Origin of the sequence: Streptomyces milbemycinicus, assembly GCF_002154605.1 — a bacterium.
Classification (GTDB): domain Bacteria; phylum Actinomycetota; class Actinomycetes; order Streptomycetales; family Streptomycetaceae; genus Streptomyces; species Streptomyces milbemycinicus.
On record NZ_MUNE01000179.1, the window covers coordinates 1 to 25,103 of the forward strand.

The 25,103-nt window shown below is 69.4% G+C and carries 19 protein-coding genes and 7 pseudogenes; 14 read left to right on the forward strand and 12 right to left on the reverse strand.

Annotated features, from left to right (window positions below; all coding sequences use genetic code 11):
• Positions 1 to 111 precede the first annotated feature (111 nt).
• Positions 112 to 1,194 carry an ArsR/SmtB family transcription factor gene (locus CCN51_RS15815; RefSeq protein WP_014174066.1) on the forward strand — a complete coding sequence of 361 codons (1,083 nt, stop codon included), beginning with the start codon at positions 112 to 114 and terminating at the stop codon, positions 1,192 to 1,194.
• Positions 1,195 to 1,322: 128 nt separating this feature from the next.
• Positions 1,323 to 2,153, forward strand: coding sequence for an alpha/beta hydrolase family protein (locus CCN51_RS15820; RefSeq protein ID WP_014174065.1), 831 nt, complete (start codon positions 1,323 to 1,325; stop codon positions 2,151 to 2,153).
• 849 nt (positions 2,154 to 3,002) lie between these two features.
• Here the strand turns inward: CCN51_RS15820 and ltrA are convergent.
• Together ltrA and CCN51_RS15835 are read right to left on the reverse strand one after the other, a co-directional pair.
• On the reverse strand, positions 3,003 to 4,352 hold the full coding sequence (gene ltrA / locus CCN51_RS15830) for a group II intron reverse transcriptase/maturase (protein ID WP_014174063.1): 1,350 nt from the start codon (positions 4,350 to 4,352) through the stop codon (positions 3,003 to 3,005).
• A 607-nt stretch (positions 4,353 to 4,959) separates the two neighbouring features.
• Positions 4,960 to 5,884: pseudogene (locus CCN51_RS15835) on the reverse strand (transposase family protein); the annotation flags it as partial.
• A 94-nt stretch (positions 5,885 to 5,978) separates the two neighbouring features.
• On the opposite strand from CCN51_RS15835, the gene CCN51_RS15840 reads away from it, so the two are divergent.
• Together CCN51_RS15840 and CCN51_RS15845 are read left to right on the forward strand one after the other, a co-directional pair.
• Positions 5,979 to 6,467: a hypothetical protein gene (locus CCN51_RS15840; protein WP_193383693.1), complete on the forward strand. Its 489-nt coding sequence runs from the start codon at positions 5,979 to 5,981 to the stop codon at positions 6,465 to 6,467.
• Positions 6,468 to 6,568: 101 nt separating this feature from the next.
• A complete protein-coding gene (locus CCN51_RS15845; RefSeq protein WP_014174059.1) occupies positions 6,569 to 6,868 on the forward strand; it encodes a hypothetical protein in 300 nt (99 codons plus the stop codon).
• 20 nt (positions 6,869 to 6,888) lie between these two features.
• Here the strand turns inward: CCN51_RS15845 and CCN51_RS15850 are convergent, their stop codons facing one another.
• The 3 genes from CCN51_RS15850 to CCN51_RS15860 all read right to left on the reverse strand — a co-directional run bounded on the left by CCN51_RS15850 (position 6,889) and on the right by CCN51_RS15860 (position 9,104).
• Entirely contained in the window at positions 6,889 to 7,173 is a 285-nt protein-coding gene (locus tag CCN51_RS15850; RefSeq protein WP_143675811.1) for a hypothetical protein, read from the reverse strand.
• A 99-nt stretch (positions 7,174 to 7,272) separates the two neighbouring features.
• Positions 7,273 to 8,040, reverse strand: coding sequence for a TIGR03943 family putative permease subunit (locus CCN51_RS15855; RefSeq protein ID WP_014174057.1), 768 nt, complete (start codon positions 8,038 to 8,040; stop codon positions 7,273 to 7,275).
• Entirely contained in the window at positions 8,037 to 9,104 is a 1,068-nt protein-coding gene (locus tag CCN51_RS15860) for a permease (RefSeq protein ID WP_014174056.1), read from the reverse strand. The genes CCN51_RS15855 and CCN51_RS15860 overlap by 4 nt, the downstream gene beginning before the upstream one ends.
• 250 nt (positions 9,105 to 9,354) lie before the next feature.
• Here CCN51_RS15860 and CCN51_RS57370 point away from each other — a divergent pair, with 250 nt between their 5' ends.
• Together CCN51_RS57370 and CCN51_RS15875 are read left to right on the forward strand one after the other, a co-directional pair.
• Entirely contained in the window at positions 9,355 to 9,864 is a 510-nt protein-coding gene (locus CCN51_RS57370; RefSeq protein ID WP_238545299.1) for a Fur family transcriptional regulator, read from the forward strand.
• A gap of 4 nt (positions 9,865 to 9,868) precedes the next feature.
• Positions 9,869 to 10,103, forward strand: a pseudogene (locus CCN51_RS15875) (ArsR family transcriptional regulator).
• Between the two features lie 102 nt (positions 10,104 to 10,205).
• Here the strand turns inward: CCN51_RS15875 and rpsR are convergent.
• The 4 genes from rpsR to rpmG are packed head-to-tail and all read right to left on the reverse strand — an operon-like array spanning position 10,206 to position 12,079.
• Complete coding sequence (gene rpsR, locus CCN51_RS15880) at positions 10,206 to 10,448, reverse strand: 30S ribosomal protein S18 (RefSeq protein ID WP_014174053.1); 243 nt, start codon at positions 10,446 to 10,448, stop codon at positions 10,206 to 10,208.
• A gap of 40 nt (positions 10,449 to 10,488) precedes the next feature.
• Positions 10,489 to 11,655, reverse strand: a complete 1,167-nt coding sequence (locus CCN51_RS15885) for a GTP-binding protein (RefSeq protein ID WP_014174052.1) — start codon at positions 11,653 to 11,655, stop codon at positions 10,489 to 10,491.
• Positions 11,652 to 11,909, reverse strand: coding sequence for a type B 50S ribosomal protein L31 (locus tag CCN51_RS15890; RefSeq protein ID WP_014174051.1), 258 nt, complete (start codon positions 11,907 to 11,909; stop codon positions 11,652 to 11,654). The genes CCN51_RS15885 and CCN51_RS15890 overlap by 4 nt, the downstream gene beginning before the upstream one ends.
• Positions 11,910 to 11,914: 5 nt before the next feature.
• Positions 11,915 to 12,079, reverse strand: coding sequence for a 50S ribosomal protein L33 (rpmG, locus tag CCN51_RS15895; RefSeq protein WP_014174050.1), 165 nt, complete (start codon positions 12,077 to 12,079; stop codon positions 11,915 to 11,917).
• A gap of 86 nt (positions 12,080 to 12,165) precedes the next feature.
• Here rpmG and rpmB point away from each other — a divergent pair.
• Positions 12,166 to 12,403, forward strand: a pseudogene (rpmB, locus tag CCN51_RS15900) (50S ribosomal protein L28).
• Complete coding sequence (gene rpsN, locus CCN51_RS15905; protein ID WP_014174049.1) at positions 12,403 to 12,708, forward strand: 30S ribosomal protein S14; 306 nt, start codon at positions 12,403 to 12,405, stop codon at positions 12,706 to 12,708. Before rpmB ends, rpsN begins: the two are co-directional and overlap by 1 nt.
• 151 nt (positions 12,709 to 12,859) lie before the next feature.
• Here the strand turns inward: rpsN and CCN51_RS15910 are convergent.
• Positions 12,860 to 13,943: pseudogene (locus tag CCN51_RS15910) on the reverse strand (integrase core domain-containing protein).
• Positions 13,944 to 15,001: 1,058 nt separating this feature from the next.
• On the opposite strand from CCN51_RS15910, the pseudogene CCN51_RS15915 reads away from it, so the two are divergent.
• A pseudogene (locus CCN51_RS15915) lies at positions 15,002 to 15,761 on the forward strand (IS5 family transposase); the annotation flags it as partial.
• Here the strand turns inward: CCN51_RS15915 and CCN51_RS53280 are convergent.
• Positions 15,743 to 16,602, reverse strand: a pseudogene (locus tag CCN51_RS53280) (helix-turn-helix domain-containing protein); the annotation flags it as partial. The pseudogenes CCN51_RS15915 and CCN51_RS53280 overlap by 19 nt on opposite strands.
• A 172-nt stretch (positions 16,603 to 16,774) precedes the next feature.
• On the opposite strand from CCN51_RS53280, the pseudogene CCN51_RS15930 reads away from it, so the two are divergent.
• Both CCN51_RS15930 and CCN51_RS15935 read left to right on the forward strand, forming a co-directional pair.
• Positions 16,775 to 17,318: pseudogene (locus tag CCN51_RS15930) on the forward strand (integrase core domain-containing protein); the annotation flags it as partial.
• A gap of 236 nt (positions 17,319 to 17,554) precedes the next feature.
• Positions 17,555 to 19,147, forward strand: coding sequence for an amino acid permease (locus CCN51_RS15935; RefSeq protein WP_014174042.1), 1,593 nt, complete (start codon positions 17,555 to 17,557; stop codon positions 19,145 to 19,147).
• A gap of 24 nt (positions 19,148 to 19,171) precedes the next feature.
• On the opposite strand, the gene CCN51_RS15940 is transcribed toward CCN51_RS15935, so the two are convergent.
• Complete coding sequence (locus CCN51_RS15940) at positions 19,172 to 19,852, reverse strand: TetR/AcrR family transcriptional regulator (protein ID WP_055414115.1); 681 nt, start codon at positions 19,850 to 19,852, stop codon at positions 19,172 to 19,174.
• A gap of 141 nt (positions 19,853 to 19,993) precedes the next feature.
• Between CCN51_RS15940 and CCN51_RS15945 the strand changes: the two genes are divergently transcribed.
• Genes CCN51_RS15945 through uca form a run of 3 tightly spaced genes read left to right on the forward strand, consistent with a single transcriptional unit; the run spans position 19,994 to position 25,055 of the window.
• Entirely contained in the window at positions 19,994 to 20,818 is an 825-nt protein-coding gene (locus CCN51_RS15945) for an urea amidolyase associated protein UAAP1 (RefSeq protein ID WP_014174040.1), read from the forward strand.
• Positions 20,815 to 21,474: an urea amidolyase associated protein UAAP2 gene (locus tag CCN51_RS15950; RefSeq protein ID WP_014174039.1), complete on the forward strand. Its 660-nt coding sequence runs from the start codon at positions 20,815 to 20,817 to the stop codon at positions 21,472 to 21,474. The genes CCN51_RS15945 and CCN51_RS15950 overlap by 4 nt, the downstream gene beginning before the upstream one ends.
• Complete coding sequence (gene uca / locus CCN51_RS15955) at positions 21,471 to 25,055, forward strand: urea carboxylase (protein ID WP_014174038.1); 3,585 nt, start codon at positions 21,471 to 21,473, stop codon at positions 25,053 to 25,055. Before CCN51_RS15950 ends, uca begins: the two co-directional genes overlap by 4 nt.
• Positions 25,056 to 25,103: the final 48 nt, after the last annotated feature.

The following is a 25,103-nucleotide window of genomic DNA, read 5'->3' on the forward strand; positions in this document are numbered from 1 at the left end:
GAGGATAGGTGAGGGGGGAGTGAGAAGGGGAACGGGGCTCGGAGCTTCGCCGCCTCGTCCGGCACCCACAAGACGATTGACTCAAAGGCGTCAATGACCGACGCTGCCCGAATGCCCGTCGTGATCGAACTGGGGCCCGCCCCGGAGTTCCGCATCAGCACCCGACTGTCCCCGCTCGCCGAGCTGTGCGCGTGTCTGCACGCACTGGACGGCCCACGCCACCATCCGGCCAGCCGGCGCTGGGTGGGCGCGGTGCTGCAGGGCGCGGACGAGCGGCTGCTTGAGCGGGCCGCGCGGTGGGCGCCGCTGTGGGGCGCGTTCCGCGCCCGCTACCTGCTGCCTCTCACCGCGGGCCCGGAGCGTGACCTGGAGGAGGAATTGGCGGAGGTGGCGCGGCTGGATGAGAAGACGTTCACGGAGATGACCGAGCAGGCGCTCGTCGGCAAGAACAGCCATGGCCCGTGGTCCGGCGCCAGACAGGGCACCCGCTCGCCGGAGGGCTTCCTGGCCCGGGTGCGGCAGATCTCCGAGCGCCGGTTCGCCCTGGGCGTGCGCCTGCTGGCCGATCCGTCCGGATTCCGCGACGCCCTCACCGCCTTCTTGTCCGCCGTGGCCGAGGAGGTCTTCGAAGCGGAGTGGACCCGGCTGCGCGGCATCCTGGAAGCTGACGCGCGGGTCCGCTCCCACGAACAGGCCCGGTACGGCGCCCGGGTCCTGGCCGGATTCCCCACGGCCCGCCTGGAGCAGGACCCGCCCAGAGTGGTATTCGACAAGCTGTACAACGCGCGCGCCAGCCTCGCTGAGACCCCCTGCCTGCTGGTGCCTTCGCTGCACATCAACCCGCACCTGGCCGTCAAGCACTACCCCGGATATCCGGTCGTGGTGCAGTACCCGGTGCGCGACGGGGCGGGTGCGGAGCAGCCCGCCCTGGACACGGTGGTGCGCGGACTGCGCGCACTGGACGAGCCGCTGCGTATCCGGCTGTGCCGCGCGCTGCTGCGGCAGTCGATGACGACGACCGAGCTGGCCACCCAGTTCGAGATGACTCCCCCGCAGATGTCACGCCATCTGCGCAAGCTCCGGGAAGCCGGAATGGTGCACACCCACCGGCAGGGCGCGCGGGTGCACTACCAGCTGGACGAGGAGGCTGTGCGCAATCTGGGCGTCGATCTGCTCGCCGCGCTGCATCGCTGACCGTCGGATGCTGCCACGGGAGGACGGCGGATCGACAACTATTGACGCTCGTGCGGCAATCACCTTGAGTCCGTATGCGGCCGTTGCCGATCGTTGCGGAGACCAGCAACGGCAGAAGGAAGCGATACGTGACCCCCCGCGTCAAGACCACCAAGGCGTTCTACCGCACCGGCTCCACCACCGTGTTCGCGTCGCAGTACGACCAGCGGTTCTCATACTGCCTGCACATCCCGTCCGTGCACGAGACCACCAGCACACCGCTGCCCCTGATGGTGATCCAGCACGGCACCGGACGCACCGCGGCCCAGTACCGGGACGCGATGGCCGAGTTTTCTGAAGCACACGGCTGCGCCGTGCTCGCCCCGCTGTTCCCGGCGGGCATCGGGGACCCGGACGACCTGCACAACTTCAAGTTCATCAAGTACCGCGGCATCCGGTACGACGAGGTGCTGCTCGCGATCGTGGCCGAGGCCGGCGAACGGTTCACCATCGACGCCGAGCGCTTTCTGCTGCAGGGCTTCTCGGGCGGTGGCCAGTTCGCGCACCGCTTTCTGTATCTGCACCCCGACCGGCTCTGCGGAGTGTCCATCGGCGCGCCGGGCCGGGTCACGCTGATCGACCCCGACCGCGAATGGTGGCTGGGCACGGCGGGCTTCGAGGAGCGCTTCGGCACCCCCGTCCGGCTGGAGGAGATCCGCAAGGTGCCGGTACACATGGTGGTCGGAGCGGAGGACACCGAGACCTGGGAGATCAACAACCCGGGCGACTCCAACTGGATGGACGGCGCCGACGCCGTCGGCCGCACCCGTGTGGAGCGCATCACCGCCCTGCGTGATAACTACACCGAGCTGGGCATCGACGTCACACTCGATATCGTGCCCGGAGTGGCGCACCAAGGCATGGGCGTGCTGGATGCCGTCCGGCAGTTCGCGACACGTGTCCTTCCGCGCGTCTCCTGAAGCGGCGGCATCACGGATTCACGCTTCGGCTCGGCGCGGTGAGAGGACAGCCGGGCTGCGGTGAGGATGGACCTCCGGGAGGGGTTCAGCTCCCGGTGAAGGTGAAGGTCAGGTCCGTGAGGTTCAGCAGGAACTGGTCGACGGCGTCGGCTCGCCCATGAAGAGATTGATGCTGTACGGCAATGGTCTGCCTGTGGGTGCCGGATACTAGGCTCTTGCAAGATTTTCGTGAAGGCACAGGTGGCTCCGAGCCCTCAGCAGGAGGTCTCAGGTCTGACTTGCTCTGGTGCCGATCGTCATCACGAAAATCTTGCAAGAGCCGGATATTATGTCACCCGGTCTGACCTGGTCGTTGGTGATTCAGCTGATCTACCTGCTCGCCTGTTGGACTTTCCGGTGGCTTGCCCCCTCGCTCGGTCAAGCGCAGCGAAAGACGCGGAGATCTTGATGCTCCGGCATCAACTCTGCGGGTGCCGATAAATCATCTGCGCAGCTCAGGCCGCTCGCTGGTACTGGTGGAGGGTTCCACCGAGTCGGTCTCGTCGGCTGACTTCCAGGTGGGTGAACTGGGCTTGTTGGGTGAAGGGTGTGGGTAGCGGGCGGCAGGGCGCGGCTTGTTTCAGGGTTCTGTGTGGGTTGAGTCGGCCTGGAGCGCGGTGCTGACGCTCCGTCAGTCCGTTTCTCCAGGCCGCTCGCCGAACCCGCCGTGCGCCTTGCAACGCAACGGGCTCTCCACAAGTCCCGTGATAGGGCCTGCTGTTAGCTCATCCTGCTGTCGGCCATGGCGTCGGGATGACGGTCCCGCGGTATCGGTAGCGCGTGGTGCGTACCTTTGCCGGGTCGAACAGCTCACGCTCTTGGTCGCGTGGCCACCACCGTCCGCCGCAGTAGCGGCGCCGGAGGTTCTTCCAGTTGGTTTTTGGGGTGTTTGCGTCGCAGCCATCCGATGACCCGTTGCCACGTGTAGTGGCTCAGGTACTGGAAGGCGGCGTGCGAGACCCCGGGGCGGAAGTACGCGCACCAGCCCCGCAGCAGTCGGTTGAGCTGCAGCAGGGCGTCGAGCGGCTGGTTGGTGTCCAGCTCCCGGCACCACTTGCGCACCTTGCCCATCGCGGCCTTCACGGCTTTGCGCGAGGGGTAGGTGTAGACGTAGTGCTGGTTGGTTCCCCGCTTCCGGCGGCGCTGGATGTGCCATCCGAGGAAGTCGAGGCCGTTGTCGATGTGGGTGATCAGCGTCTTGTCCTCCGAGAGGCGCAAACCCATCGGGGCCGGCACCTCGGCGACCTCGCCGCGTATCTGCTCGGCGTGTTCCCGGGTGCCGGAGACCAGCACGAGGAAATCATCCGCGTACCGCACCAGGCGGTAGCCGGCCTTCCCGTGCCGCCGCCGCTTACTCCGCTCTGCCTGGGAGGAGCCGGGGCCGCCGGGGATCTGGGTGAAGTATTCATCCAGGACCGACAGGGCCACGTTACTCAGCAGCGGAGAGAGGATCGATCCTTGCGGGGTGCCGGTGTCGGTCGCTCTCAGCCGACCGTCCTCGGAGAGGATGCCTGCCTTGAGGAACGCCTTCACCAGGGCCAGGACACGATTGTCTCCGATCCGACTCCGCACCCGGTTCATCAGGGCCGTGTGGTCGATCTCATCGAAGCACGCCGTGATGTCGCCCTCGACGATCCACTCGTAGTTACGAGGTCTCGATGCGAGGTAGTGCACCTCGGCGATCGCGTCGTGGGCCCGGCGCATCGGGCGGAACCCGTAGGAACACGGATGGAAATCCGCCTCGAAGATCGGCTCCAATACCAGCTTCAGGGAGGCCTGGACCGTCCGGTCGGCCACGGACGCGATCCCCAGGCGGCGGAGCTTGCCGGTCGCCTTGGGAATCATGCGCTCGCGCACCGGCAGCGGGCGGAACGTGCGGTCCTTGATCTGCGACCGCAGCACGCCGAGAAAGCCCTCGACGCCGCGCACCTGTTCCACGTAGTAGACGGTATGGCCGTCCACGCCGGGCGTGCGCGCTCCCTCATTGCCCCGCACCCGCATCCACGCCGTCAGCAAGAACGCGGGATCGGCAACGAGGTTGAACAGGTCATCGAACCTGCGATGAGGGTCCTTGCGGGCCCAACGGTGCAGCTTGGCCTGGATCTCCAGTACCCGGCGTTCCGCCGAAAAGGCGGCGTCCTCCAGAGCGTCCGTGTTCACCGACGTCCTCCCGGCATTCCAGCATCCTCGCTGCCGACTTGCTGGCCCCCTTCGCCAGCTGACCGGCTCTCCCGGCCTCGGACTACTACGGGGCCTCCGCCCCGCCCCGCGGTCACCAGTCGGCGACAGACCTGCCCCAGGCGCGGACCGGCTGCCCGCACCAGGGGCGACCGGGGACGGTTCCCACGTTCACCACATGACCGCTCGATCAGGGCGGCGCCCAGCTCCATCCCGGCAGCATCGCCACGGCTACGCCGCAGACCTTCACCGCGACCTCCGGACCGGCCACCGTAACCGGCGACGGAGACATCCCCTCGAGGATTCAGGGGTACGAGCGCTGCACACCGGCCCAGATCCGCCAGGTTCGAGCCGGCACAACAATTACGGGACTTCAGCCACTGGTTCACTCGCGTTACACCTTCTGATCTGGCTTGCCGGGCCCGACCCGTCTGGCAGTACCGAACCGTCCCGCCGTTGTCGGGGCTGCTTCCCACCCTCACCGGCGTCCCCCGGATCAGGCTGCCCCCAGCTTCCACCAAGCCGCTGCGACGGCCCGGCGACGGTGGCCTTTCACCTCCGTACGGTCATATGACGCCTCGTGGCGCACCCGATGAGCGTTGCAGAACTGCTCGAACTCCCGGAGTGCGTGGAGGAGGTGGCGCTGGTTCCAGATCAACGTCCGGTCCAGGAGTTCGCGGCGACAGGTCTGTATCCACCTTTCCGTGATCGAGTTCATTCTTGGGATCTGGATGCCGCTGAGGACGACGTCGATTCCTGCGTCCTTGAGGACGGCATCGAAGAGGGCGGGGAACTTCCCGTCCCGGTCCCGGATCATGAAGCGTGACCGGCAGTCGAGGTCTTCGAGGTCCATGACGAGGTTCTTCGCCGCTTGGGCTACGCAGGAGGCGATCGGATGCGCGGTGGCGCCCAGGACGCGGATCCGGCGACTGCCGTGTTCGATCACCGCGAGCACGTACATCCGTACCCCCGACAGGGAGCAGGGCATCAGCTTGGCCGCGAAGGAAGGTGGCCCAGGTGGTGGAGTTCCGCTCGGGTGCTGGGTCGATGCCGGTCTCCTTCAGGATCTCCCAGACGGTGGAGGCGGCGACCTTGAAACCCAGTGCTGCGAGTTCGCCGTGGATCCGGCGATACCCCCATGAGGCATTCTCTCTGGCCAGGCGCAGGATCAGGGCGCGGATCGAGCGGATGGTGCGTGGGCGTCCGCGTCGCTTGGGTACGCAGGTCGCGGCATGGCGCCGCCTGAGCAGCTCCCGATGCCAGCGCAAGACCGTCTCGGGGCGGACCAGCAGCAGAAGGTGTCGCAGCCTGTCTTTGGGGAGGTGGTGGAGCAGTCCGGCAAGGATGGCGCGGTCAGTGTCGGTGAAGGTCGGCCTGCCGACCCGGCGTTGCAGGACCAGTAGTTGGTGCCGGAGTACGAGGATCTCGATGGCCTTGTCTCTGTCGCTCATCGGCAGGTGACGTAGGAACGACAGGGCGTTGGTCGCGGCGAGGTAGGCCAGGCGCAGCAGCACGACACATCATGATGCCGTCGGAGCATTGGACAGGTGAAGATGCTGGGGCGAGCGTCAGGCAGAGTCGAAGATTACTGATCAAGCTCCTGCCTGCATGGATGATTTATCGGCACCCGCACAGTCGAGCGCGGCCTTCAGCGAGGCGATGCCGGACGCGACCGCCGTCTCCACGACAGCGCTGCACTGCCTCGGCGAGGACTCGCCGCGGCGGACCTGCCGCCAGATCGCGGCCCTGCTGCGCCCCGGCCGCGTCCTCGTCAACGCCGATCACTTCCCCCTGGACGACACCCAGCCGACACAGATCACCGCCCATGTCGGAATCCGGCGGTCCGAGCGGCTGCGCGCGTTCGCCCACGAGGACGGGGAGTCCTGGTGGGCCGCCACAGCGAAGGATCCGGATTTGGCCGGCCTGCTCGCCGAGCGCCGACGGACAGGGCGGGAGGTACATCAGGCGGTCAAGGGCGTCGGTCACAACGGTCTGTCCCTGTCCCGGCACACCCCGCTGCCGCGGCAGGCGGGGTTCGCGCAGGCCGGCCCGGTCTGGCAGTTCGGGAACAGCCACGTCCTCGTCGCCGTCCGGTAACCCATGACGCACCAGGGTCCACACCCTTCACTGCCGAGGCTTGGCGCGGGCGGCGTCGTGGACGCACCATGTGGTGGGGGGAGAAAGAAGGGGTGTCCCCCATGACCACGAGCGCACACACTCCCCACACCGACCACGCCCACCGGCACGGAAGCGGCTGCGGCCACGTCGCCGTACCGCACGCCGACCACATCGACTACGCGCACGACGGCCACCTCCACCGGGCACACGACGACCATGTCGACGAGTGCGAGTCCCCTGGTCACGCCGTCCACGAGGGACATGACCACCAGCACCGTCCCGACTGCGGGCATGTCACCGTCCCACACGGGGACCATGTGGACTACGTCCACGACGGCCACCGCCATGCCCGACATGAGGACCACTGGGACGACCACTGACCACGCACACCCCGCACCGCTCAATGCCGTGACGGCCGTGGCGTGTCTCCCCATTCCTCCGTCGTTGCGCGTGCGGCCCCCTTCCGGGGCCACCTGCTGAGGACGGCCGCGAAGTAGACGGTCGTGGCGACGGCCAGGTTGGGGCAGCTCCGCGGCAGTCGCGGCGCGGCGTAGCTCAGTCCCAGACCGGCCCAGATCTCGGCCACGGCCAGTCCGGTCGGCAGGGCCATGGCAGTGTTCCGGCCCGGCACCGAGGACAGCTCGACGTACGAGAAGTTCACTGCGACGCGGTCCCAGGTACTCAATCCCCCGAGTTCCGCGACTGCCGACGCCTCGCGCCCCGAACCCAGAGACCGCGAAGCCCCAGGCCCACGGCCTGGGGCCGCCGCATGCGCGGCTGGGTCTCAGCGACCCGGCCGACCCGGCCGCGTGACCACCATGTCGTTGTAGGGATCCTTGGGGGCGGGGACCCGTGTGACCATGGTGGCGTCCAGAGCCGGGCTCGCGTCGTCCGTGCCGATCTTTCCCGTGGGGTGCCAGGTGCCGGTGACGGTCACCCAGGCGTCGGCGGGCGGCGCCGCGGCCCCGTGCACCCGCACCTTGCGCACTTGGGCGTCGGCGGCACAACAGCTGATGACGAGGCGGCTGACGTACCAGGTGCCGTGGCGTCCGGGTGTGACGAATCCGGTGAGCCGGACGGTGTGGCCCTTCAGGGTGCGGCTGGTGTCCCAGACCGCGCGGGCGCTGAAGTCGTTCAGCGACATCGGCACCACGCCAGTGTCCTGCAGGGCGGGGAAGAGGCTGTCGCCCGAGGAGGGGGCCTTCGGGGCCGTCGCGTCGTCGCGGGAGGCGGTGTACGAGCCGAGGGCGGGTGGCGCCAGGAACAGGATGGTCAGCGCCGGTACGTACAGCAGCCAGGCGACCTTCGGACCGCCTGCGTGACCATGCCCGTCGCCGTGATCGTGGCCGTGGTGTGTACGGGGACGGTTGAAGGGGAAGCCGTCGCGGGCGGCACTGACCGCTCCGAGCACGATGAGCAGCACTCCGGAGGCGATGAGCGCGGGCCGGAGCCCCGGCCGGACGTAGCGCAGATACAGGTCAGTCAGCAGGGAGATGTGTAGCAGACCGACGCCGAGGAAGAGGAGCAGCAGCACCTGGATGTTGCGTTTCACAGCAGCCACCACCCCACCAGTGCGCTGCTCAGCACCGCCACGACCCAGGTGGCCGAGGAGAAGCGCAGGGCGAAGGCGCGCCCGAAGGTGCCCGACTGGAGGGCGATGAGCTTCAGGTCGACCATGGGGCCGACGACCATGAAGGCGAGCCGGGCGGTGGGTGAGAACCCGGTGAGCGAGGCGGCGACGAACGCGTCGGCCTCGGAGCAGACCGCGAGGATCACTGCGAGCAGCCCCAGCATGGGCAGCGACAGCCACGGTGAGTCGGAGAAGAGCCGCAGTACGGAGTGCGGCACCGCGACGTTGAAGGTGGCAGCGGCCGCCGCGCCGACCACGAGAAAACCTCCGGCGTGCAGAAAGTCGTGCTGGAGCGAGACCCGGAACTCCTCCGCGCGGCTCGCGCCGGGAGTGTGCCTGGTGGGCCCCTTGGGCAGCCGCAGCCACTCCTCCCGCCCCAGCCGGATCCACAGCCACCCCATGACAACAGAGGTGAGCAGTGAGGCGATCAGGCGGGCCGCGACCATCTGCGGATTACCGGGGAAGGCCACATAGGTCGCGACCAGCACGATCGGGTTGATGGCCGGGGCCGACAGCAGAAAGGCCAGCGCCGCCGCCGGGGCCACCCCGCGCCGCATCAGACTGTCGGCCACGGGCACCGACGCGCATTCACACCCCGGCAGCACCGCCCCGGCGACGCCCGCCACCGGCACCGCGAGCGCCGGGTTGCGCGGAAGCACCCGGGTGAAGACCCACGCCGGTACGAACGTGCTGATCGCGGCCGACACCACCGTGCCCAGCAGCAGAAACGGCACCCCCTGGATCACGATCGCGGTGAACACCGTACGCCACGCCGCCACCGCCCGATTGCCGAGCGCGGCGGTGATCTGAGGTCCGAGCACCACGGCGACGACACCGAGCAGCACCACAGGGAGCCCCGCGATCAGCGCATGGGAGGTGACGCGTGCGGCCGCCGGCAGTCCTCCGGCCCCTTCGGGGCTCCGGGGCGACGCCCGGTCGCCGTGGCCGCGTTCGCGCGGCGGCGCTATGTCCACATCGCTGTCCATGAGGACTCCCCACTGGGCTCTTCGCCACGGCGGCATACGGCGCTCACCTTAGCGGCGGCGGATGAGCGGCAGGCATGACACCAAACATGAGAGAGTTTCCATATGATATGGATTTCATTTTCACATAGGTGACATTGCTGTACCGCTTCCAGACGAGCGCCAGTGGGGTGAGCTGCCGTGAGCAGATGATCCGGCAGCGAACTGCCGTCCTGCTAGTTCTCATCGACTGCCAGGACTTCGTCTCGGCGCGTTGCGGGATCTGGAGGCGACCGGTGATGTCGATGTCGTACGGGATGGGGACGGGGAGCGGCTTTACCGTCGGCGGCCCGCCGACGGGCATCGCCACTACCTGATGTGCCGCTGCTGTGGCCGCAGTCGGCCGGTGGACTCCGAGGTGGTGGAGCGGTGGGCCGAGCGGACCGGTGCGGACACCGGGTTCGCCGCGGTGGAGCACACCGTCGAACTCACCGGCATCTGCGCCGACTGCCAACTCTCTGGCGGGCGAAGGAGAACCACCGCCATGCCACTGGGAGCCCGCCCGGGGCCGAGCCCACAGCTGCGCGTTGCGAAGTGCGGCCGGGCGACCTGGATCGGCTGGACCAAGGCCGACGACCACGTGGACGACCTCCTCCGCTGGGCGACCGTCGGTGGTCCGGGCCTGGCCCAGCCGCCGGCCACGCTCGAGCTGCAGTTCATCTGCGCACCCGGCGAAGCCCGTACACGGGCACGCGGACGCGGGCGCGGTCGTGCACGCCGATGAGACCATGGGCGGCCGCGGCATCCTCGCGGCCGCCTGCCTCGACGACGTCACGGCGGCATCCGTGGCCGCCACCCTCCAGGCCCTGGCCGTCCCGTCCCGGCTGCTGATCCTCACCACACTGCGGCGCTCGCCCCGCTCCGTCACCGAACTCGCCTCCGAGGTCGGCATGGAGCAGTCCGCCGTCTGCCACCATCGTCTACAGCGTCAACGACGACCACGTCGCCCAACTCCTCGACTAAGCCATCCACCACATCGAATACCTACGACTCGGCATGCGCGATACCACCGACACCCGTCGGCCGAGGGATCCACTCCAAAAACCACCCAGCCGACCGGAATGGCTATCGCGAGCCGTAGGGCAACAGCGCCATCTCCCGCGCGTTCTTTATGGCGCGGGAGATCTGGCGCTGCTGCTGCCGCGTCACATGAGTGACCCGTCGGCTGCGAATCTTGCCGCGGTCGGAGATGAACTTCCGCAGCAGATCGGTGTTCTTGTAGTCGACGTAGGTGATGCCGGCGGCGTCCAGCGGATTGACGCGCGGGCGCTTGGAGGTGCGCCGGTCGGTGGTGCTGCGGCGGGGCATAGCAGGGGGTCCTTTCCGTGCGGGGAGGGGTGTGGTGTGTTCAGGAGACCGGGGCGAGCAGTTTGTCGAAGGCGTGCGGCAGCTCTCGCCAGGCGTCCGGCCCCGCCGCGTACTCGGCGTCGGTGAGCAGACACGAGTCGAGCAGTGCCAGCAGCCCGTCGCGGTCGAGGCCGGGCGAGGTGAAGGTCAGGTGCTGACAGCGGTCGCCGTGTTCGGGATGCCAGTCCAGCGACGCGGCGACGCGGCGCTCGGCCGGCACCATCTCCCAGGCGGCGTCCGGCAGCGCGGCCAGCCAGGGCCCGGCCGGCTCCACACACAGCGCGCCGCCCGCGGCATCCCACGACAGCAGCGTGTCGCCCCGGTCCGCCAGCCAGAAGCGGCCCCGGCTGCGGGCCGCGGCGCAGCTGAGGTCCTCCAGCGCCTCGTAGAGCCGTCCCGGGTGGAAGGGGCGGTCGCGCCGCCAGACGAAGGTGCTCACGCCGTGGTCGTCGCGCTCCTGCGGCAGCAACGCGCACGCCGGATGCTGCCGGGCGGCCGCCGCCTCCACATCGAACCCGGCCAGCAGGGCGGCCCCCATGTCTCCGTCGCCGACGCGCACCTGCCGTGCCCCCGGGGTGAGTTGGGTGAGCAGGGCGTGGTCGCCATCGTCCGCGGGCTCCTCGGACGTATCGTCCTCGACGACGGCGATCACCGTGGGGTACTCCAGCTGCCGGGCGAAGGTGTCGGCGACGGTGCGCTGATCGGTCAGGGCGGCGGCCAGGCCCACCTCGGCCAGGTCGTCGCCGTTGGACAGGTACGGCACCGTCAGGGCCGGATCGATGGCGGTGGCCGCCCCGGTCAGCTCCAGCGGCGCGCCCTCGGCCGCGATGACGGCAGCCATGGCCTGGGGCTCCACCGAGTCCCACAGCTCGACGACGGCCAGCCGGTGGCCGCCGCCCGCGGCCAGCCGCAACAGCTCGGGGACCATGTCCTCACGGAGCGCGCAGCACGCGCAGCCGTTCACCAGTGGCGCCTCGCCACTGCCGAGCGACCCCGAGGCATCGCGTACGGAGCGACGCACGGCGCCGTCGGCGGCGGCCGACAAGTCGTGGTGCAGCGCGATGGAGCCGGGCACCGTGCGCAGGACCTCTTCGACGGCGGCGCGCCGGGCGTCGGCGTGCAGTCCGCCCACGATCGCGACGGCCAGCCGGGGCTCGTCCCTGTTCACCGGCCCCTCCGCCCGCGCCCGTAGCGCCGCTCGAAGCGCTCGACACGGCCCGCGGTGTCCACGACCCGCTGGGTGCCGGTGTAGAAGGGGTGGCTCGCCGAGGAGATCTCGACGTCGATGACGGGGTAGGTGCTGCCGTCCTCCCACACGACGGTCTTGTCGCTGGTGGCCGTGGAGCGGGTGAGGAAGGCGAAGTCGGCGGCCCGGTCACGGAAGACGACCGGCCGGTACTCGGGGTGGATGCCGGGCTTCATGGCGGTCAGCGCTCCTCGCGGAAGTCGACGTGGCGGCCGACGACCGGGTCGTACTTGCGCAGGGTCATCCGGTCGGGGTCATTACGGCGGTTCTTGCGGGTCACATAGGTGTAGCCGGTGCCGGCGGTGGACCTCAGCTTGACGATCGGGCGTAGTTCGTTCCGTGCCATGCCCGACAGCATACATGGAGTTGGTTTTCATTTTCAAAAATGGCTAGGGTGCCGCCATCAGCACCCATCGGAGCGAGAGGGACATCATGTCCGCGCACTGCCAACTCACCGGCCGGCAACCCGGCTTCGGCAACCACGTCTCCCACTCACACCGCCGCACCAAGCGCCGGTTCGACCCCAACATCCAGCGCAAGCGCTACTGGCTGCCGAGCGAGGGCCGCCATATCCGGCTCACCTTGACGCGCCAAGGGCATCAAGACCGTCGACGTGATCGGCATCGAGGCCGCCGTGGCCCGCATCCGCGCCAAGGGGGGAAAGGCCTGATGGCGAAGATGAGCAAGATTGCCAAGAACGAGCGGCGCCGTGCGATCGTCGCCCGCTATGCCGAGCGCCGCGCCGAACTGAAGGCGATCATCGCCGCCCCCGACAGCTCCGACGAGGAACGCACCGCCGCCCAGCGGGAGCTGCGCCGCCAGCCACGCGATGCCAGCGCCACCCGGGTGCGCAACCGCGACTCCGTCGACGGCCGCCCCCGCGGCCATCTGCGCGCCTTCGGCCTGTCGCGGATCCGGCTGCGCGAGATGGCACACGCGGGCGAACTCCCCGGCGTGACCAAGAGCAGCTGGTAGCCCTCAACCGGGGCCAACCCACACACCCCCGCGGCCGGCCGGACAACACCCACAGCCACACGGCCGGCCGCGCAAGGACCGACAATCCGCCGACATCCACACATCCGCCACCCAGCGTCGCCTGCGGGGCTCGAATAATCATCGCTCCTGGTCAAGAGGCATATCTGTACTCGTTGATCACACCGCCGAGTACGCGAGTGCGCAGGACTTTGCGGCTGGCCGGCTTCAGGACTGGAGGTGGTTGTCCGTGAGCTTGGGGAGGTAGTTGGCATCGGGCCCGGTGGGGGCGGTGCGCGTTGCAGTGCCTCTGGTACGTGGCCAGGACCCGGCGCGCGTGACCTTCACCAAGGATGAGTATGTGGTCCAGGACTTCTCGGCGGAGAGTGCCGATCACTCGTTCGCAGTGGGCGTTGGCCTTCGGGGCCCGGACCGGCGTCTTGACGATCTCGATGTCCTCGGCCTGGAACACGGCGTCGAAGGCGTCGGTGTACTTGCTGTCGCGGTCCCGGATGAGGAAGCGCAGCGAGTCCATCCGTATGCCGAGGTCGGTGGCGAGGTTGCGGGCCTGCTGGGTGGCCCAGGCCGCGGTCGGGTGTGCGGTGACGCCGGCGATGTGCAGGCGCCGGGTGCGGTGCTCGAGGAAGACCAGAGCGTAGAGACGTTGCAGGCTGATGGTGTCGATATGGAGGAAGTCGCAGGCGATCAAGCTGGTGGCCTGCGCGGAGAGAAACTCGCACCAGGTTGGGCCGGTGCGGCGTGGTGCGGGGTCGATTCCTGCGGTGTGGAGGATCTGCCAGACGGTGGAGGCGGCTATCGGGTGTCCGAGCCGGGCCAGTTCGCCCTGGATCCGGCGATGGCCCCATCGGCTGTTCTCACGGGCAAGGCGCAGCACGAGGTTCTTGACGGCGGCCTGCGTAGGCGGCCTTCCGGGACCTCGGCGTCGTCGGGAGTAGTCCCCTCGGCGGGCGACGAGGGCGGTGCCAGGCCAGCCGCGTGCTCGGTGTGACCGGGAAGACCTTGGCCCGGCGGCGGCGGGGGATCAGCGAGGACAGGGCTGCGAACCAGAGACGGTCCGCCGGCTCGTACCGTACCCACCCCTGCAGCTGGCGTCGTAGCACAGCGTTTTCGTGCCGCAGGACGAGAAGCTCAGCTTCCTTCGAGGTGTCCCGCTGTAGGAGCACTGCTGGGACGGAGAGAAGACGTCGAGTCATCCGGTAGAGAAGCGACACGACCATCCAACCAGGATCGCAGTGCTACGCGGAGGCCGTGGCGTTTTGACCAGCAGCGATGAATATCCGAGCCCCACACGCATGGCTGAGGACAAGCTGGGTTCGGTGGCGCAGGACACCCGCCGCCAACAAGCCCCGTGCGACGGTGGGCAACGCGCTGCCTCATCAGGGAGCGGAGGTTCGGGACCGGTACGTACGAACACGCGTCGCGGCAGCATCTGCCACGGAATACGCGCAGGCTGTGGGCTGTGCGCGCAAACCTAGCAAATGGGCTAGCGCCAGCAACTGGGTAGCTGTCAGCATGGCTACCCATCCGAGGCATCGTCGTTGCCAAATTCAAGGCGGGGGCTTTGTTGAATCTGTCCGGTATTGCCGCCATCCTCGCCCTTGCGGGAATTCCCGCTAGTCTCTTGGTCGCCCGCTGGCAGTCTCGCGCCACCCTGGCTCAGGCGCAGGCTGCTCTTGCCCAGGCGGAGGCGACGTACAAATCCGCAGTCGACGCCGTGAAGGAAAAGGCTAAGGCTGATCATGACATGTGGCTACGGACTGAGCGTAAGAATGCGTGTGTGGGCTTCCTGAGGGCTGTTGATGAGCTACGCAGGGAGGAGTCCCCTACCCTTCTTCACTCGCGAATCAAAACCCACAATGCCTTTTACGAGGTTGAGGCGTTGTGTCCTGACAGTATTCGCTCCCCAGCTAAAGTATTGGACCGTCGATGCAGCGACTACATCAGTGAATTCTGCAGGTTGACTCCCGATGAGCGAGAGGAAAAGTGGGCGCTGGTGCGGCTAGCTCGGGAGGATTTCTCAGAAGCCCTACAGTCCTACCTTCACGGGAATCACGGACGGTCATGACAGTCGCGCAACCTTCAGGCTTGAGCGCGTGCGACCCCGGACTCGCTGTCCTGTGCCACCGAACCTTGAGCGTGTGCCAGTGAAGCTTGATGGCACCAAGTGCTCTGACAGGGCGTTAAGTCCGGTCTTCCTCAGTTCGTGATCGCTCGATCGTGGTACCGATCGCTACGCGGACCGCCCGGCGGGCATGTACATGTTGAGATGCGGGGCATGGAAAGAGTGCCATACCCCAGCGACCTATCGGATGAGCAGTGGGCGTTGATCGAGCCAATGATCACGGCCTGGAAGCAGGGGAGGGTGGCGCGGTCGGCGACCGGCGATGCGGGCTCCTGTGATCTGCGGGAGGTCGTGAACGCGATCTTTTACCAGAACCGGACGGGCTGCCAGTGGCGCTACTTGCCGCACGATCTGCCGGGTCTGGTCGGCGGTGTTCTACTACTTCGGCCTGTGGCTCGAGGACGGGCTCGACCGGCGGGTCCAAGAACTGCTGCGCTGCCAGGTGCGGGAGAGGGCCCGCCGCTTGGAGGACCCGTCCTTGGTGATCACCGACACCCAGTCCATACGCGCAGCCGCCGGTGTCCCGAGGATCGCCACGGGCCTGGATGCCAACAAGAGGGTGTCCGGGCGCAAGCGGGGACTGGCCGTAGATGTTCTGGGGCTGGTCATCGGCGTGGTCGTACTGGCTGCCTCCGCGCACGACAACGCCGCTGGCACCGCCCTGCTCGGCCAGGTGGCCGAACGGTGCGGAATGCGCCTGGAGAAGGCCCTGGTGGACCAGGGTTTCAAGGACGAAGTCCTCATCCACGGCGCGCTGCTGGACATCGAGGTTGAGGTCGTCCGCCGTAACCAGGCCGACCAAGGCAAAGGCTTCGTCCCGCAGCCGAAGAGGTGGATCGTGGAGCAGGTCAACGGCACGTTGATGCTGCACCGACGCCTGGCCCGCGAGTACGACCACCGGCCTGACACTGCCCTTGCCGGAAACATCATCCGCCCAACGCCGCTGAGCGCGACCTCGATCCCCGTGTCCGCCAGAATGGCATCGAACAGGGCGGGGAACTTCCCGTCCCGGTCCCTGATCATGTAACGCGCTCGGCAGCCTACGTCCTCAAGGTCCATGACGAGATTCTTCGCGGCCTGTGCCACCCACGCTGAGGTCGGGTGCGCGGTGGCACCCAGGACCCGGATCCGCCGGCTGGCATGCTCGATGACAGCCAGCACGTACATCCGAGCCCCGGACAGGGTGACCGTTTCGAAGAAATCGCAGGCCAGCAGGGCCTCGGCCTGGGGAGCGCAGAAAGTCCGCCCACGTGCTGGAGGACCGCTCGGGCGCTGGATCGATGCCGACTTCTTGCAAGATCTCCCAGACGGTGGAAGCGGCCACTTTCACGCCCAGGACGAGCAGTTCACCGTGCAGGCGCCGATATCCCCAGCCGGGATTGTCCCGTGCCAGGCGCAGCACCAGGGCCCGCACGGAGTGCACGGTCCGAGGCCGTCCCGAGCGCCTGGGCCGGGAGACGGCAGCATGGCGGCGGGCGAGAAGGTCGCGGTGCCAGCGCAGCACCGTGTCCGGAACGCACCACCAGCCGCACTCCGCGGAGCACGTCCGTGGGGAGCCGGTGCAGCAGCGCCGCCAGAAAGGCCCGGTCGCTCGGGGTGAACCGCACCCGCTCCTTGCCGAGTTGGCGTTTCAGCACCATGATCTGGTGGCGCAAGGCGAGTATCTCGACAGTCTTGCCTCCATCGCCCATCGGTAGCAGGCGCAGCATGGCGAACGCATTCATCACGCCCAAGTAGGCCAGTCGCAGCAACACGGTCGATCATCTTGCCGCGGTAAGCGCCAGCCTCGCGAGAGCGCCCGCTCGGGCGACTTCGCCGGTCGACCTCCCGTACACTGCGCGCACCGCCTCCCACCAGGGCGGATGATATTTTCGGCAAGCGCAGGGTCGGGTTCGCCGCAGAAGGAGCGAACGAATGAGCAGCCAGATGAACGCCCGGACGAAGGTGGCGATCATCGGGTCCTGCAACATCGGCACCGATCTGATGATCAAGGTGCTGCGGCTGTCCGACGGCCTGGAGATGGTCGCGATGGCCGGCATCGACCCGGCCTCCGACGACCTGGCCCACGCCCGCCGGCAGAAGGTGGCCACCGCCCACGAAAGCGCCACGACGAGGTGCTGCGCCCCTCGGCCGCAGTCTCATCGGCCTCACCCCGGCGGCCATCGGCCCCTATCTGGTGCCCCCGGTCAACGGCGACGCCCACCTGGAGACACGGAACGTCAACATGGTCACCCGCGGCGGCCAGGCCACGATCCCGATCGTCGCCGCCGTCTCGGCCGTCACCCCCGTCCACTACGGGGAGATCCCTCCACGCAGCCCCAACTGCAACCCGCACGCGGAACGCTTCGCCCGCTCCGTACGGGGTGAGTGCACCGACCGCCTGCTGATCTTCGACCGCGGCCACGCGGAAAGAGTCCTGCACGACTATGCCCGCCACTTCAACGGACATCGGCCTCACCAAGCCCGGGACTAGCTCGCGCCCCTGGACGACCCGAACGTCAGTACCGCCGCGCAAGCTGATCACTCGACAAAACAGCAGCTCAGCGGATATGCGGACATTTTGAACCGGTACGCGGCTCTGCCCGCGTGCCGCGACACGGTTGAGGTGAGCACCTGGGGACCGCATGGACACGGCCGCGACACGTCGGCGAAACACCCTCTCCTTAATTTCTGTCATTCGACAGGAACCAGTGACTGGGGCTCGCCATGACCGCCACCGCACCACACTCCGAAGCTGAGGAAGCGGCGGCCGCCGCCGACGCAGCCGCGCTCGCCGGATTCGGATACCGCCAAGAGTTGCACCGCACCCTGGGCCGGTACGCCTCTTTCGCCGCCGGCTTCTCCTTCATCTCCGTCGTGACCACCGTTTTCCAGTTCTTCGCGTTCGGCTACTCCTTCGGTGGCGCGGCCTTCTTCTGGACCTGGCCCGCCGTGCTACTCGGGCAGCTCCTGGTCGCGGCGTGCTTCGCCGAGCTCGCCGCCCGCTACCCGATCTCGGGGGCGATCTACCAGTGGTCGACGCGGCTCAGCACGCCCGCCTTCGGCTGGTACGCCGGCTGGATCATGGTGATCGGCCAGATGGTCGTGGTGGCGGCCGCCGCGCTCGCCCTGCAGATGGTCCTGCCCGCGATCTGGTCGGGCTTCCAGATCCTCGGGGGCGATCCGGCGCCCTTCTCCGCCTCGGGCGCGGCCAATGCCGCCGTTCTCGCCGTCGCGCTCCTCGCGCTCACCACCGTCGTGAACGTCCTCGACAACAAGGTGCTCTCGGCGGTCAACCGGATCGGGGTCACCGCCGAGATCGTCGGCGCCGTCCTGATCATCGTGCTGCTGTTCACCCACGCGGAGCGGGGCACGGGAGTCACCCTGCACACCGGCGGCGAGGGCGGGGCGGTCACGGCCGTGCTGGTCGGCTCGTTCGCCGCGGCCTACGTCCTGATCGGTTTCGACAGCGCGGGAGAGATGAGCGAGGAGACCCACAATCCCCGTCGCACCGCGCCGCGCACGATCCTCACCGCTCTCGTCTCCGCTGGGGTGCTGGCCACCCTGCTGGTACTCGGGGGGTTGCTCGCCGCGCCCAGCCTGACCGACGGGCGGCTGGCCTCGGACGGGCTGTCGTACGTCCTCACCAGCAGTCTCGGCGACGGGGTGGGCAAGGCCCTGCTGGCCGACGTGGTGGTGGCCATCGCCGTGGCCACGCTCGCGATCCAGACCTCCGCCACCCGGATGCTCTTCTCGATGGCGCGGGACGGGGTGCTGCCGGCCTCGCGGACGCTGGCGAAGGTGTCTCCGTCCACCGGCATGCCGAAAGGACCGGCCCTGGTGGTCGGCGTGGGCGCGGCGGGCCTGTGCCTGCTCAACCTGGCCTCGCCGGAGGCGTTCCTGGCGATCGGCACGACCTGCATCGCCATGCTGTATCTGGCGTACGCGATGGTGACCGGCCCCATGCTGGTGCGGCGGCTGCGCGGCGGCTGGCCCGCGGCAGGAGACATGACGGGAGGCGTGGACGAGACGGGCGAGCCGCTGTTCACACTCGGGCGCTGGGGGCTGCCGGTCAACGCCCTCGCCCTGGTCTACGGGCTGTTCATGACCGTCAACCTGGCCTGGCCGCGCGCCGCCGTGTACGACCCGTCGGGCGGTCACTGGTACTTCCAGTGGTTCACCGCGCTGTTCCTGGGCGGCTCGGTACTGCTCGGCGCGGCCTACCGGAAGTGGCGGGCCCGCACCACGGACTCGGCTTCCTTGTCGCCGGCACCGGCCGAGACCTCCGCGCGGCTCTCGCCCGCTTCCCCCCGCCCGTAGCGGGCCTGCCCTCAGGGCCGGCGGTCATACCGAGGCCAGCCCCACCGCCTGCTCCCGGATCCCGGCCAGTGCCCCCTCCGCCACGCCCGCGACCCGCAACGCCGCGTCCGCCGTCGCGGCCGCGAACGCGTCGGCGGGCCGGTCGGGGTCCGAGCGGTGGATCAGGATGACCCCTTCGATGAGCCCGAAGACCAGATCCGTGCGGAGCGCCAGCTCGCCCTTGTCGAGCGACCCGCAGCTCTCCGTCGCGGCGAGCAGCCGGCCGTACGCCTCCTTGAGTTCCAGCCGCACATGGTGGAACCCGGCGAAGCCTTCGCTGCGCACTTCGGGCAGGAGGTAGAGGCCTCCGAGGTTGTGCGGTCCGCCGCACAGCAGGCGCACATCGGAGCTGCACAGAAACCACAGACGGGCCTCCGGCGGCGCGGCCTCGTCGGCCGCGAGCAGCCGGTGTGCCAGCGCCAGCGAGGGGGTGACCGTGGACTCCAGGAGCTCGGCGAGGAGGTCCTCCTTGCCGGCGAAGTAGTGGTACATCGTGGCCTGCCGCATGCCGGCCCGCTCGGCGACGGCCCGTGTCGTCGTCGCCGCGTATCCAAGGGTGGTGAACAACTCGGCTGCGGCGGCGAGCAGTTCGTCGCGCGGCGACAGGCCGCTGTCGAGCCGCCCCGCGGCGCGCGGCCGGCCCACCCGCTTTCCTGGAGTGCTCATGGGCAGATCGTCGCACATCCGCGCCCGCGCCCCGTCCGGCGACCACGGTGAGGGCCGGGTAACCGGGCCGCAACAGGCGGGCAACGCGACCGACGCACCCTCCCCTTAATTTCTGTCAAGCGACAGAAATGGAGGCGACCGATGGCGACAGCGACGACATACGAAGCCCGGGACCACGCCCGCGCCCAGGAAGGCACCCGCGCCGAGACCATGCCCGTGGTGCCCGCCACCGACTGGCCCTCCCCTCCGTGCGAGGCCGGCCATCTCGTGTGGGCGGAGACCGTGGCGGGCGGCAACTACACCCACCGGGTCCTCGCCCGCGGCACCGAACTCCGGCTCACGGACCTGCGCGGCGACGCCTGTGCCCATCTGCTGCTCTACGTCGCGGACCGGCCCTGGGAGCGGCTCAACGCGGCCGACACCGTCAAGGTGCAGTGGAACGCCTACCTGGGCGAGGGCAGCCTGCTCCTCTCCGACCAGGGCCGTGTGCTCGCCTCCGTCGTCGCGGACGACTCGGGCCGGCACGACGCGCTGTGCGGCACCTCCACCCTCGTCCGGAACACCGAGCGCTATGGCGACGGCACCCCGCAGTCCGCCTCTCCCGCGGGCCGTGAGCTGTTCAAGCTGGCCGCACTCAAGAACGGGCTGGAGCCGCGGGACCTGCCGCCGTCGGTCTCCTTCTTCCAGGGCGTGCGGGCGGCCGACGACGGCTCCGTGGACTTCACCGGCTCCGCCGGCCCCGGCGCCCGGGTTACCCTGCGCGCCGAGCAGGACCTGACCGTGCTGATCGCCAACGTTCCCCACCCCGCCGATCCCCGGGCCGAGTACACCAGCACCCCGCTGGAGGTACTGGCCTGGCGGGCCGCGCCGACCGCGCCCGGCGACCCGCTGTGGGACGCCACCCCCGAAAGCCGCCGCGCCTTCCTCAACACCGCTGAATTCCTCACCGCCAGGGGGCTCGCATGACCACCGCACACCCCGCGCCCGCCTCGCGGCCCGAGCGGACGGACGAGTCCGCGCGCAAGGTCACCGTCGTCCCCGCACGGGCGGCCTGGTCGGCCGTCGTCCCCGCCGGTGACCTGCTCACCATCACCGATCTGCACGGCAACCAGGCGGTCGACTTCCTGGTCTACGACGCCCACGACACCACCGTGCGCTACAGCGCGCCCGACACCATCCACGCCCAGGGCAACATCTTCCTCACCACCGGCTCCGTGCTGCTGTCGAACGAGCACACCCCGCTGATGACGGTGGTCGAGGACACCTGTGAGCGGCACGACACGGTCGGCGGCGCCTGCTCCAAGGAGTCCAACAGCCTCCGGTACGGCCACCACACCTGGTCCCAGCACGCGTGCGTGGACAACTTCCTGGCCGAGGGGGCCAGGCACGGCCTCGGCAAGCGTGACCTGGTGTCCAACATCAACTGGTATATGAACGTGCCGGTCGAGAAGGACGGCACGCTCGGCATCGTGGACGGCATCTCGGCGCCCGGGCTGCGGGTCACCCTGCGCGCCGAGGCCGATGTGCTCGTCCTCGTCTCCAACTGCCCGCAGATCAACAACCCCTGCAACGGCTTCGAGCCCACGGCGGTGGAGATGACGATCACCGGGGCCGCCGCATGAGCCTCGACCGCTTCGACACCCTGCTGGTGGCCAACCGGGGCGAGATCGCCGCGCGTATCGTCCGCACGGCCCGCCGCCTGGGCCTGCGCACCGTCGCCGTCTTCTCCGATCCCGACCGGTCGAGCCCGCACGTCAGGCTCGCCGACACGGCGGTGCGGCTGGGCCCCGCCCCCGCCAAGGATTCGTATCTGAACGCCGACCTGGTGCTCCGGGCCGCCAAGGACACGGGCGCGGGAGCGATCCACCCGGGGTACGGATTCCTCTCCGAGGACGCGGAGTTCGCCCGCCGCTGCGAGGCGGCGGGGATCGTCTTCGTCGGCCCCTCACCCGAGCAGCTGGAGCTGTTCGGCGCGAAGCACACCGCGCGTGCCGCCGCCGAGCGCGCCGGAGTCCCGCTCGCCCCGGGCACCGGGCTGCTCCCGGATCTCCCCGCCGCCCACGCCGCGGCGGAGCGGATCGGCTACCCGGTGATGCTGAAGGCGACCGGCGGCGGAGGCGGCATCGGCATGGGGGCCTGTCACGGCCCCGACGAACTCGCCGACGCCTGGGAGCGGGTGCAGCGCGTCGCCTCGGCGTCCTTCTCCTCCCACGGAGTTTTCCTGGAGCGGCTGGTGGAGCAGGCCCGCCACGTCGAGGTGCAGGTCTTCGGCGACGGTCTCGGCCGGGTCGTCGTTCTGGGGGACCGGGACTGCTCCCTGCAGCGCCGCAACCAGAAGGTGCTGGAGGAAGCCCCGGCTCCCGGCCTGCCGGATGCCGTCCGGGCCTCGCTCGCCGCGTCCGCCCGGGATCTGTGCGCCTCGGTCGGCTACCGCTCGGCCGGAACCGTCGAGTTCGTCTACGACGCGGCCCGCCAGGAGGCGTACTTCCTGGAGGTGAACACCCGCCTCCAGGTGGAGCATCCGGTCACCGAGGAGATCTACGGCATCGACCTCGTGGAGTGGATGCTGCGGCTCGCCCAGGGAGACACCACGGTGGTGCGCGATCCGGGAACTCCGCGCGGCCATGCCATCGAGGCCCGCGTGTACGCCGAGGATCCGGCCCGCGGGCACCGGCCCAGCGCCGGACTGCTGACGAACGTCGCGTTCCCCCCGGACGTCCGCGTGGACACCTGGGTGGAGACCGGTGCCGAGGTGACGACGTCGTACGATCCGATGCTGGCCAAGATCGTCGCGTACGGCGCCGACCGGACTCAGGCACTCCGCCGCCTGGACGCCGCGCTGACCGCGACCCGTGTGGACGGGATCGAGACCAACCTCGGGCTGGTGCGCGCGGCCCTGGCCGACGCGGAGTTCCGGACCGCAGAACACTCCACCGCCACCCTGGCGCGGATCACCGACCCGACCCCGCGCATCGAGGTCACCGCCTCGGGCACCCTCACCACCGTCCAGGACTGGCCCGGCCGCACCGGCTACTGGCAGGTCGGCGTCCCGCCGAGCGGCCCGATGGACGACCTGTCGTTCCGCCTCGGCAACCGGGCCCTCGGCAACGACGAGGGCGCGCCCGGCCTGGAGTGCACTCTCCAAGGCCCCACGCTGCGCTTCAGCCACGCCACGGCGCTGTGCGTGACCGGCGCCCCGGCCCCGGTGACCGTGGACGGCGAACCGGTGCCCCAGTGGGAGCCGGTGACCGTCCCGGCGGGGGCGGTCCTCACCGTCGGCGCCCCCGGCCGGCACGGCCTTCGGACGTACGTCCTCTTCGCGGGCGGCCTGGAGATCCCCGCGTTTCTGGGCAGTGCGGCGACGTTCACCCTGGGCCGGTTCGGCGGGCACGGCGGCCGGGCCCTGCGGACCGGCGACGTCCTGCACGGTGGCACCGCGACCCGCGCGGGCGCCCCGGTGCCGACCGCCGACCGCCCGGCCTTCGGAGCCTCTTGGCGGATCGGAGCCGTCGAAGGCCCGCACGCTGCGCCCGAGTTCTTCACCGAGGACGACATCCGCGACTTCTACGACGCCGATTGGAAGGTCCACTTCAACTCGGCCCGGACCGGAGTCCGCCTGGTCGGGCCCAAACCCCGCTGGGCGCGTAGGGACGGCGGCGAGGCGGGCCTGCACCCGTCCAACATCCACGACACCCCCTACTCGGTGGGCGCCGTCGACTACACCGGGGACATGCCGGTGCTGCTGGGGCCCGACGGGCCCTCGCTCGGCGGCTTCGTCTGCCCCGCGACCGTCGTGAAGGGGCAGCGCTGGAAGCTGGGCCAGGTCCGGCCCGGTGACACGGTCCGGTTCGTCCCGCTCACCGACCGCGCCGCGTCTGCCCTGCGCCGTACGCCGCAGGCCGACCCCGTCCCGGACCGGGCGGTCATCGTGGACGGCGGCGTGCTCCACCGGGCGGAATACCGGGGGAAACACCAGAGGGAAGCCGTCACCTACCGCCGCAGCGGCGATGACAACGTGCTGGTCGAGTTCGGGCCGATGCAGCTGGACCTGGGTCTGCGGATGCGGGTGCACGCGATGATGGAGGCGGTGGCCGCCGAGCGTCTCCCCGGTGTCACCGACCTCACCCCCGGCATCCGCTCGCTCCAGGTCCAGACGGACCCCGACGTCCTGCCGCAGCCGGAGCTGCTGTCCGTGCTGCGCCGGATCGAGTCAAAGCTCCCGCCCACCGAGGAACTGGTAGTGCCCTCCCGCACCGTCCACCTGCCGCTGTCCTGGGACGACCCAGCGACCAGGGAAGCGATCGAACGCTACATGGCGGGCGTGCGGGACGACGCCCCCTGGTGCCCGTGGAACATCGAGTTCATCCGCCGGGTCAACGGTCTCGGCTCGGTCGACGACGTGTTCCGTACGGTCTTCGACGCCGAGTACCTGGTGCTGGGTCTGGGCGATGTGTATCTGGGCGCCCCCGTGGCGACTCCCCTGGACCCGCGCCACCGCCTCGTCACCACGAAGTACAACCCGGCACGGACCTGGACCGCGGAGAACTCCGTCGGCATCGGGGGCGCCTATCTGTGCATTTATGGCATGGAGGGGCCGGGCGGCTACCAATTCGTCGGCCGGACCACGCAGGTGTGGTCCGGGTGGCAGCAGCGGGGGGCCTTCCAGCCGGGCTCGCCCTGGCTGCTGCGCTTCTTCGACCGCATCAAGTGGTACCCCGTCGAAGCGGACGAACTGCTCGAACTGCGGGCCGACATGGCGGCGGGCCGCTTCGCGCCGAGGATCGAGGACGGCACCTTCGCCCTCGCCGACCACCAGCGCTTCCTGACCGCCTACGCCGATTCCATCGCCGCGTTCCGATCCCGGCAGGCAGCAGCCTTCGCGGCGGAGCGCGACGCGTGGGAGGCTGCCGGTGAGTTCGCCCGCGCGGAGCGGGCGGCCGGGTCCGCCCCGCCGCCGACCGATCTCGCGGTCCCGGCCGGCGGCCACCTGGTGGAGGCGGAATTCGCCGCCTCCGTCTGGCAGGTCGCGGTGGCGGCGGGGGACACCGTCACGGCCGGACAGCGGCTGCTCGCCCTGGAAGCGATGAAGATGGAGTCCTTCGTGCACGCGCCGCACGGCGGCGTGGTGGCGAGGGTCCTCGCCAAACCCGGTGACCAGGTCGAACCGGGCTCTCCCCTGCTCATCCTGGGCCCGGCGGCCTAACGACCTGGGGGGCAGTAGGGAGCGGCGTCGCGGCGCCCGGCACCCGCC

Excerpts from the sequence above, each read along its gene's own strand:
- CCN51_RS15950 (WP_014174039.1), top strand. The coding sequence starts at position 20,815 with ATGACCACCGCACACCCCGCGCCCGCCTCGCGGCCCGAGCGGACGGAC.
- CCN51_RS15815 (WP_014174066.1), top strand. The coding sequence starts at position 112 with ATGCCCGTCGTGATCGAACTGGGGCCCGCCCCGGAGTTCCGCATCAGC.
- CCN51_RS15945 (WP_014174040.1), top strand. The coding sequence starts at position 19,994 with ATGGCGACAGCGACGACATACGAAGCCCGGGACCACGCCCGCGCCCAG.
- CCN51_RS15940 (WP_055414115.1), bottom strand. The coding sequence starts at position 19,852 with ATGAGCACTCCAGGAAAGCGGGTGGGCCGGCCGCGCGCCGCGGGGCGG.
- CCN51_RS15845 (WP_014174059.1), top strand. The coding sequence starts at position 6,569 with ATGACCACGAGCGCACACACTCCCCACACCGACCACGCCCACCGGCAC.
- rpsN (WP_014174049.1), top strand. The coding sequence starts at position 12,403 with ATGGCGAAGATGAGCAAGATTGCCAAGAACGAGCGGCGCCGTGCGATC.
- rpmG (WP_014174050.1), bottom strand. The coding sequence starts at position 12,079 with ATGGCACGGAACGAACTACGCCCGATCGTCAAGCTGAGGTCCACCGCC.
- rpsR (WP_014174053.1), bottom strand. The coding sequence starts at position 10,448 with ATGCCCCGCCGCAGCACCACCGACCGGCGCACCTCCAAGCGCCCGCGC.
- CCN51_RS15860 (WP_014174056.1), bottom strand. The coding sequence starts at position 9,104 with ATGGACAGCGATGTGGACATAGCGCCGCCGCGCGAACGCGGCCACGGC.
- CCN51_RS15935 (WP_014174042.1), top strand. The coding sequence starts at position 17,555 with ATGACCGCCACCGCACCACACTCCGAAGCTGAGGAAGCGGCGGCCGCC.
- uca (WP_014174038.1), top strand. The coding sequence starts at position 21,471 with ATGAGCCTCGACCGCTTCGACACCCTGCTGGTGGCCAACCGGGGCGAG.
- CCN51_RS15840 (WP_193383693.1), top strand. The coding sequence starts at position 5,979 with ATGGATGATTTATCGGCACCCGCACAGTCGAGCGCGGCCTTCAGCGAG.
- CCN51_RS15890 (WP_014174051.1), bottom strand. The coding sequence starts at position 11,909 with ATGAAGCCCGGCATCCACCCCGAGTACCGGCCGGTCGTCTTCCGTGAC.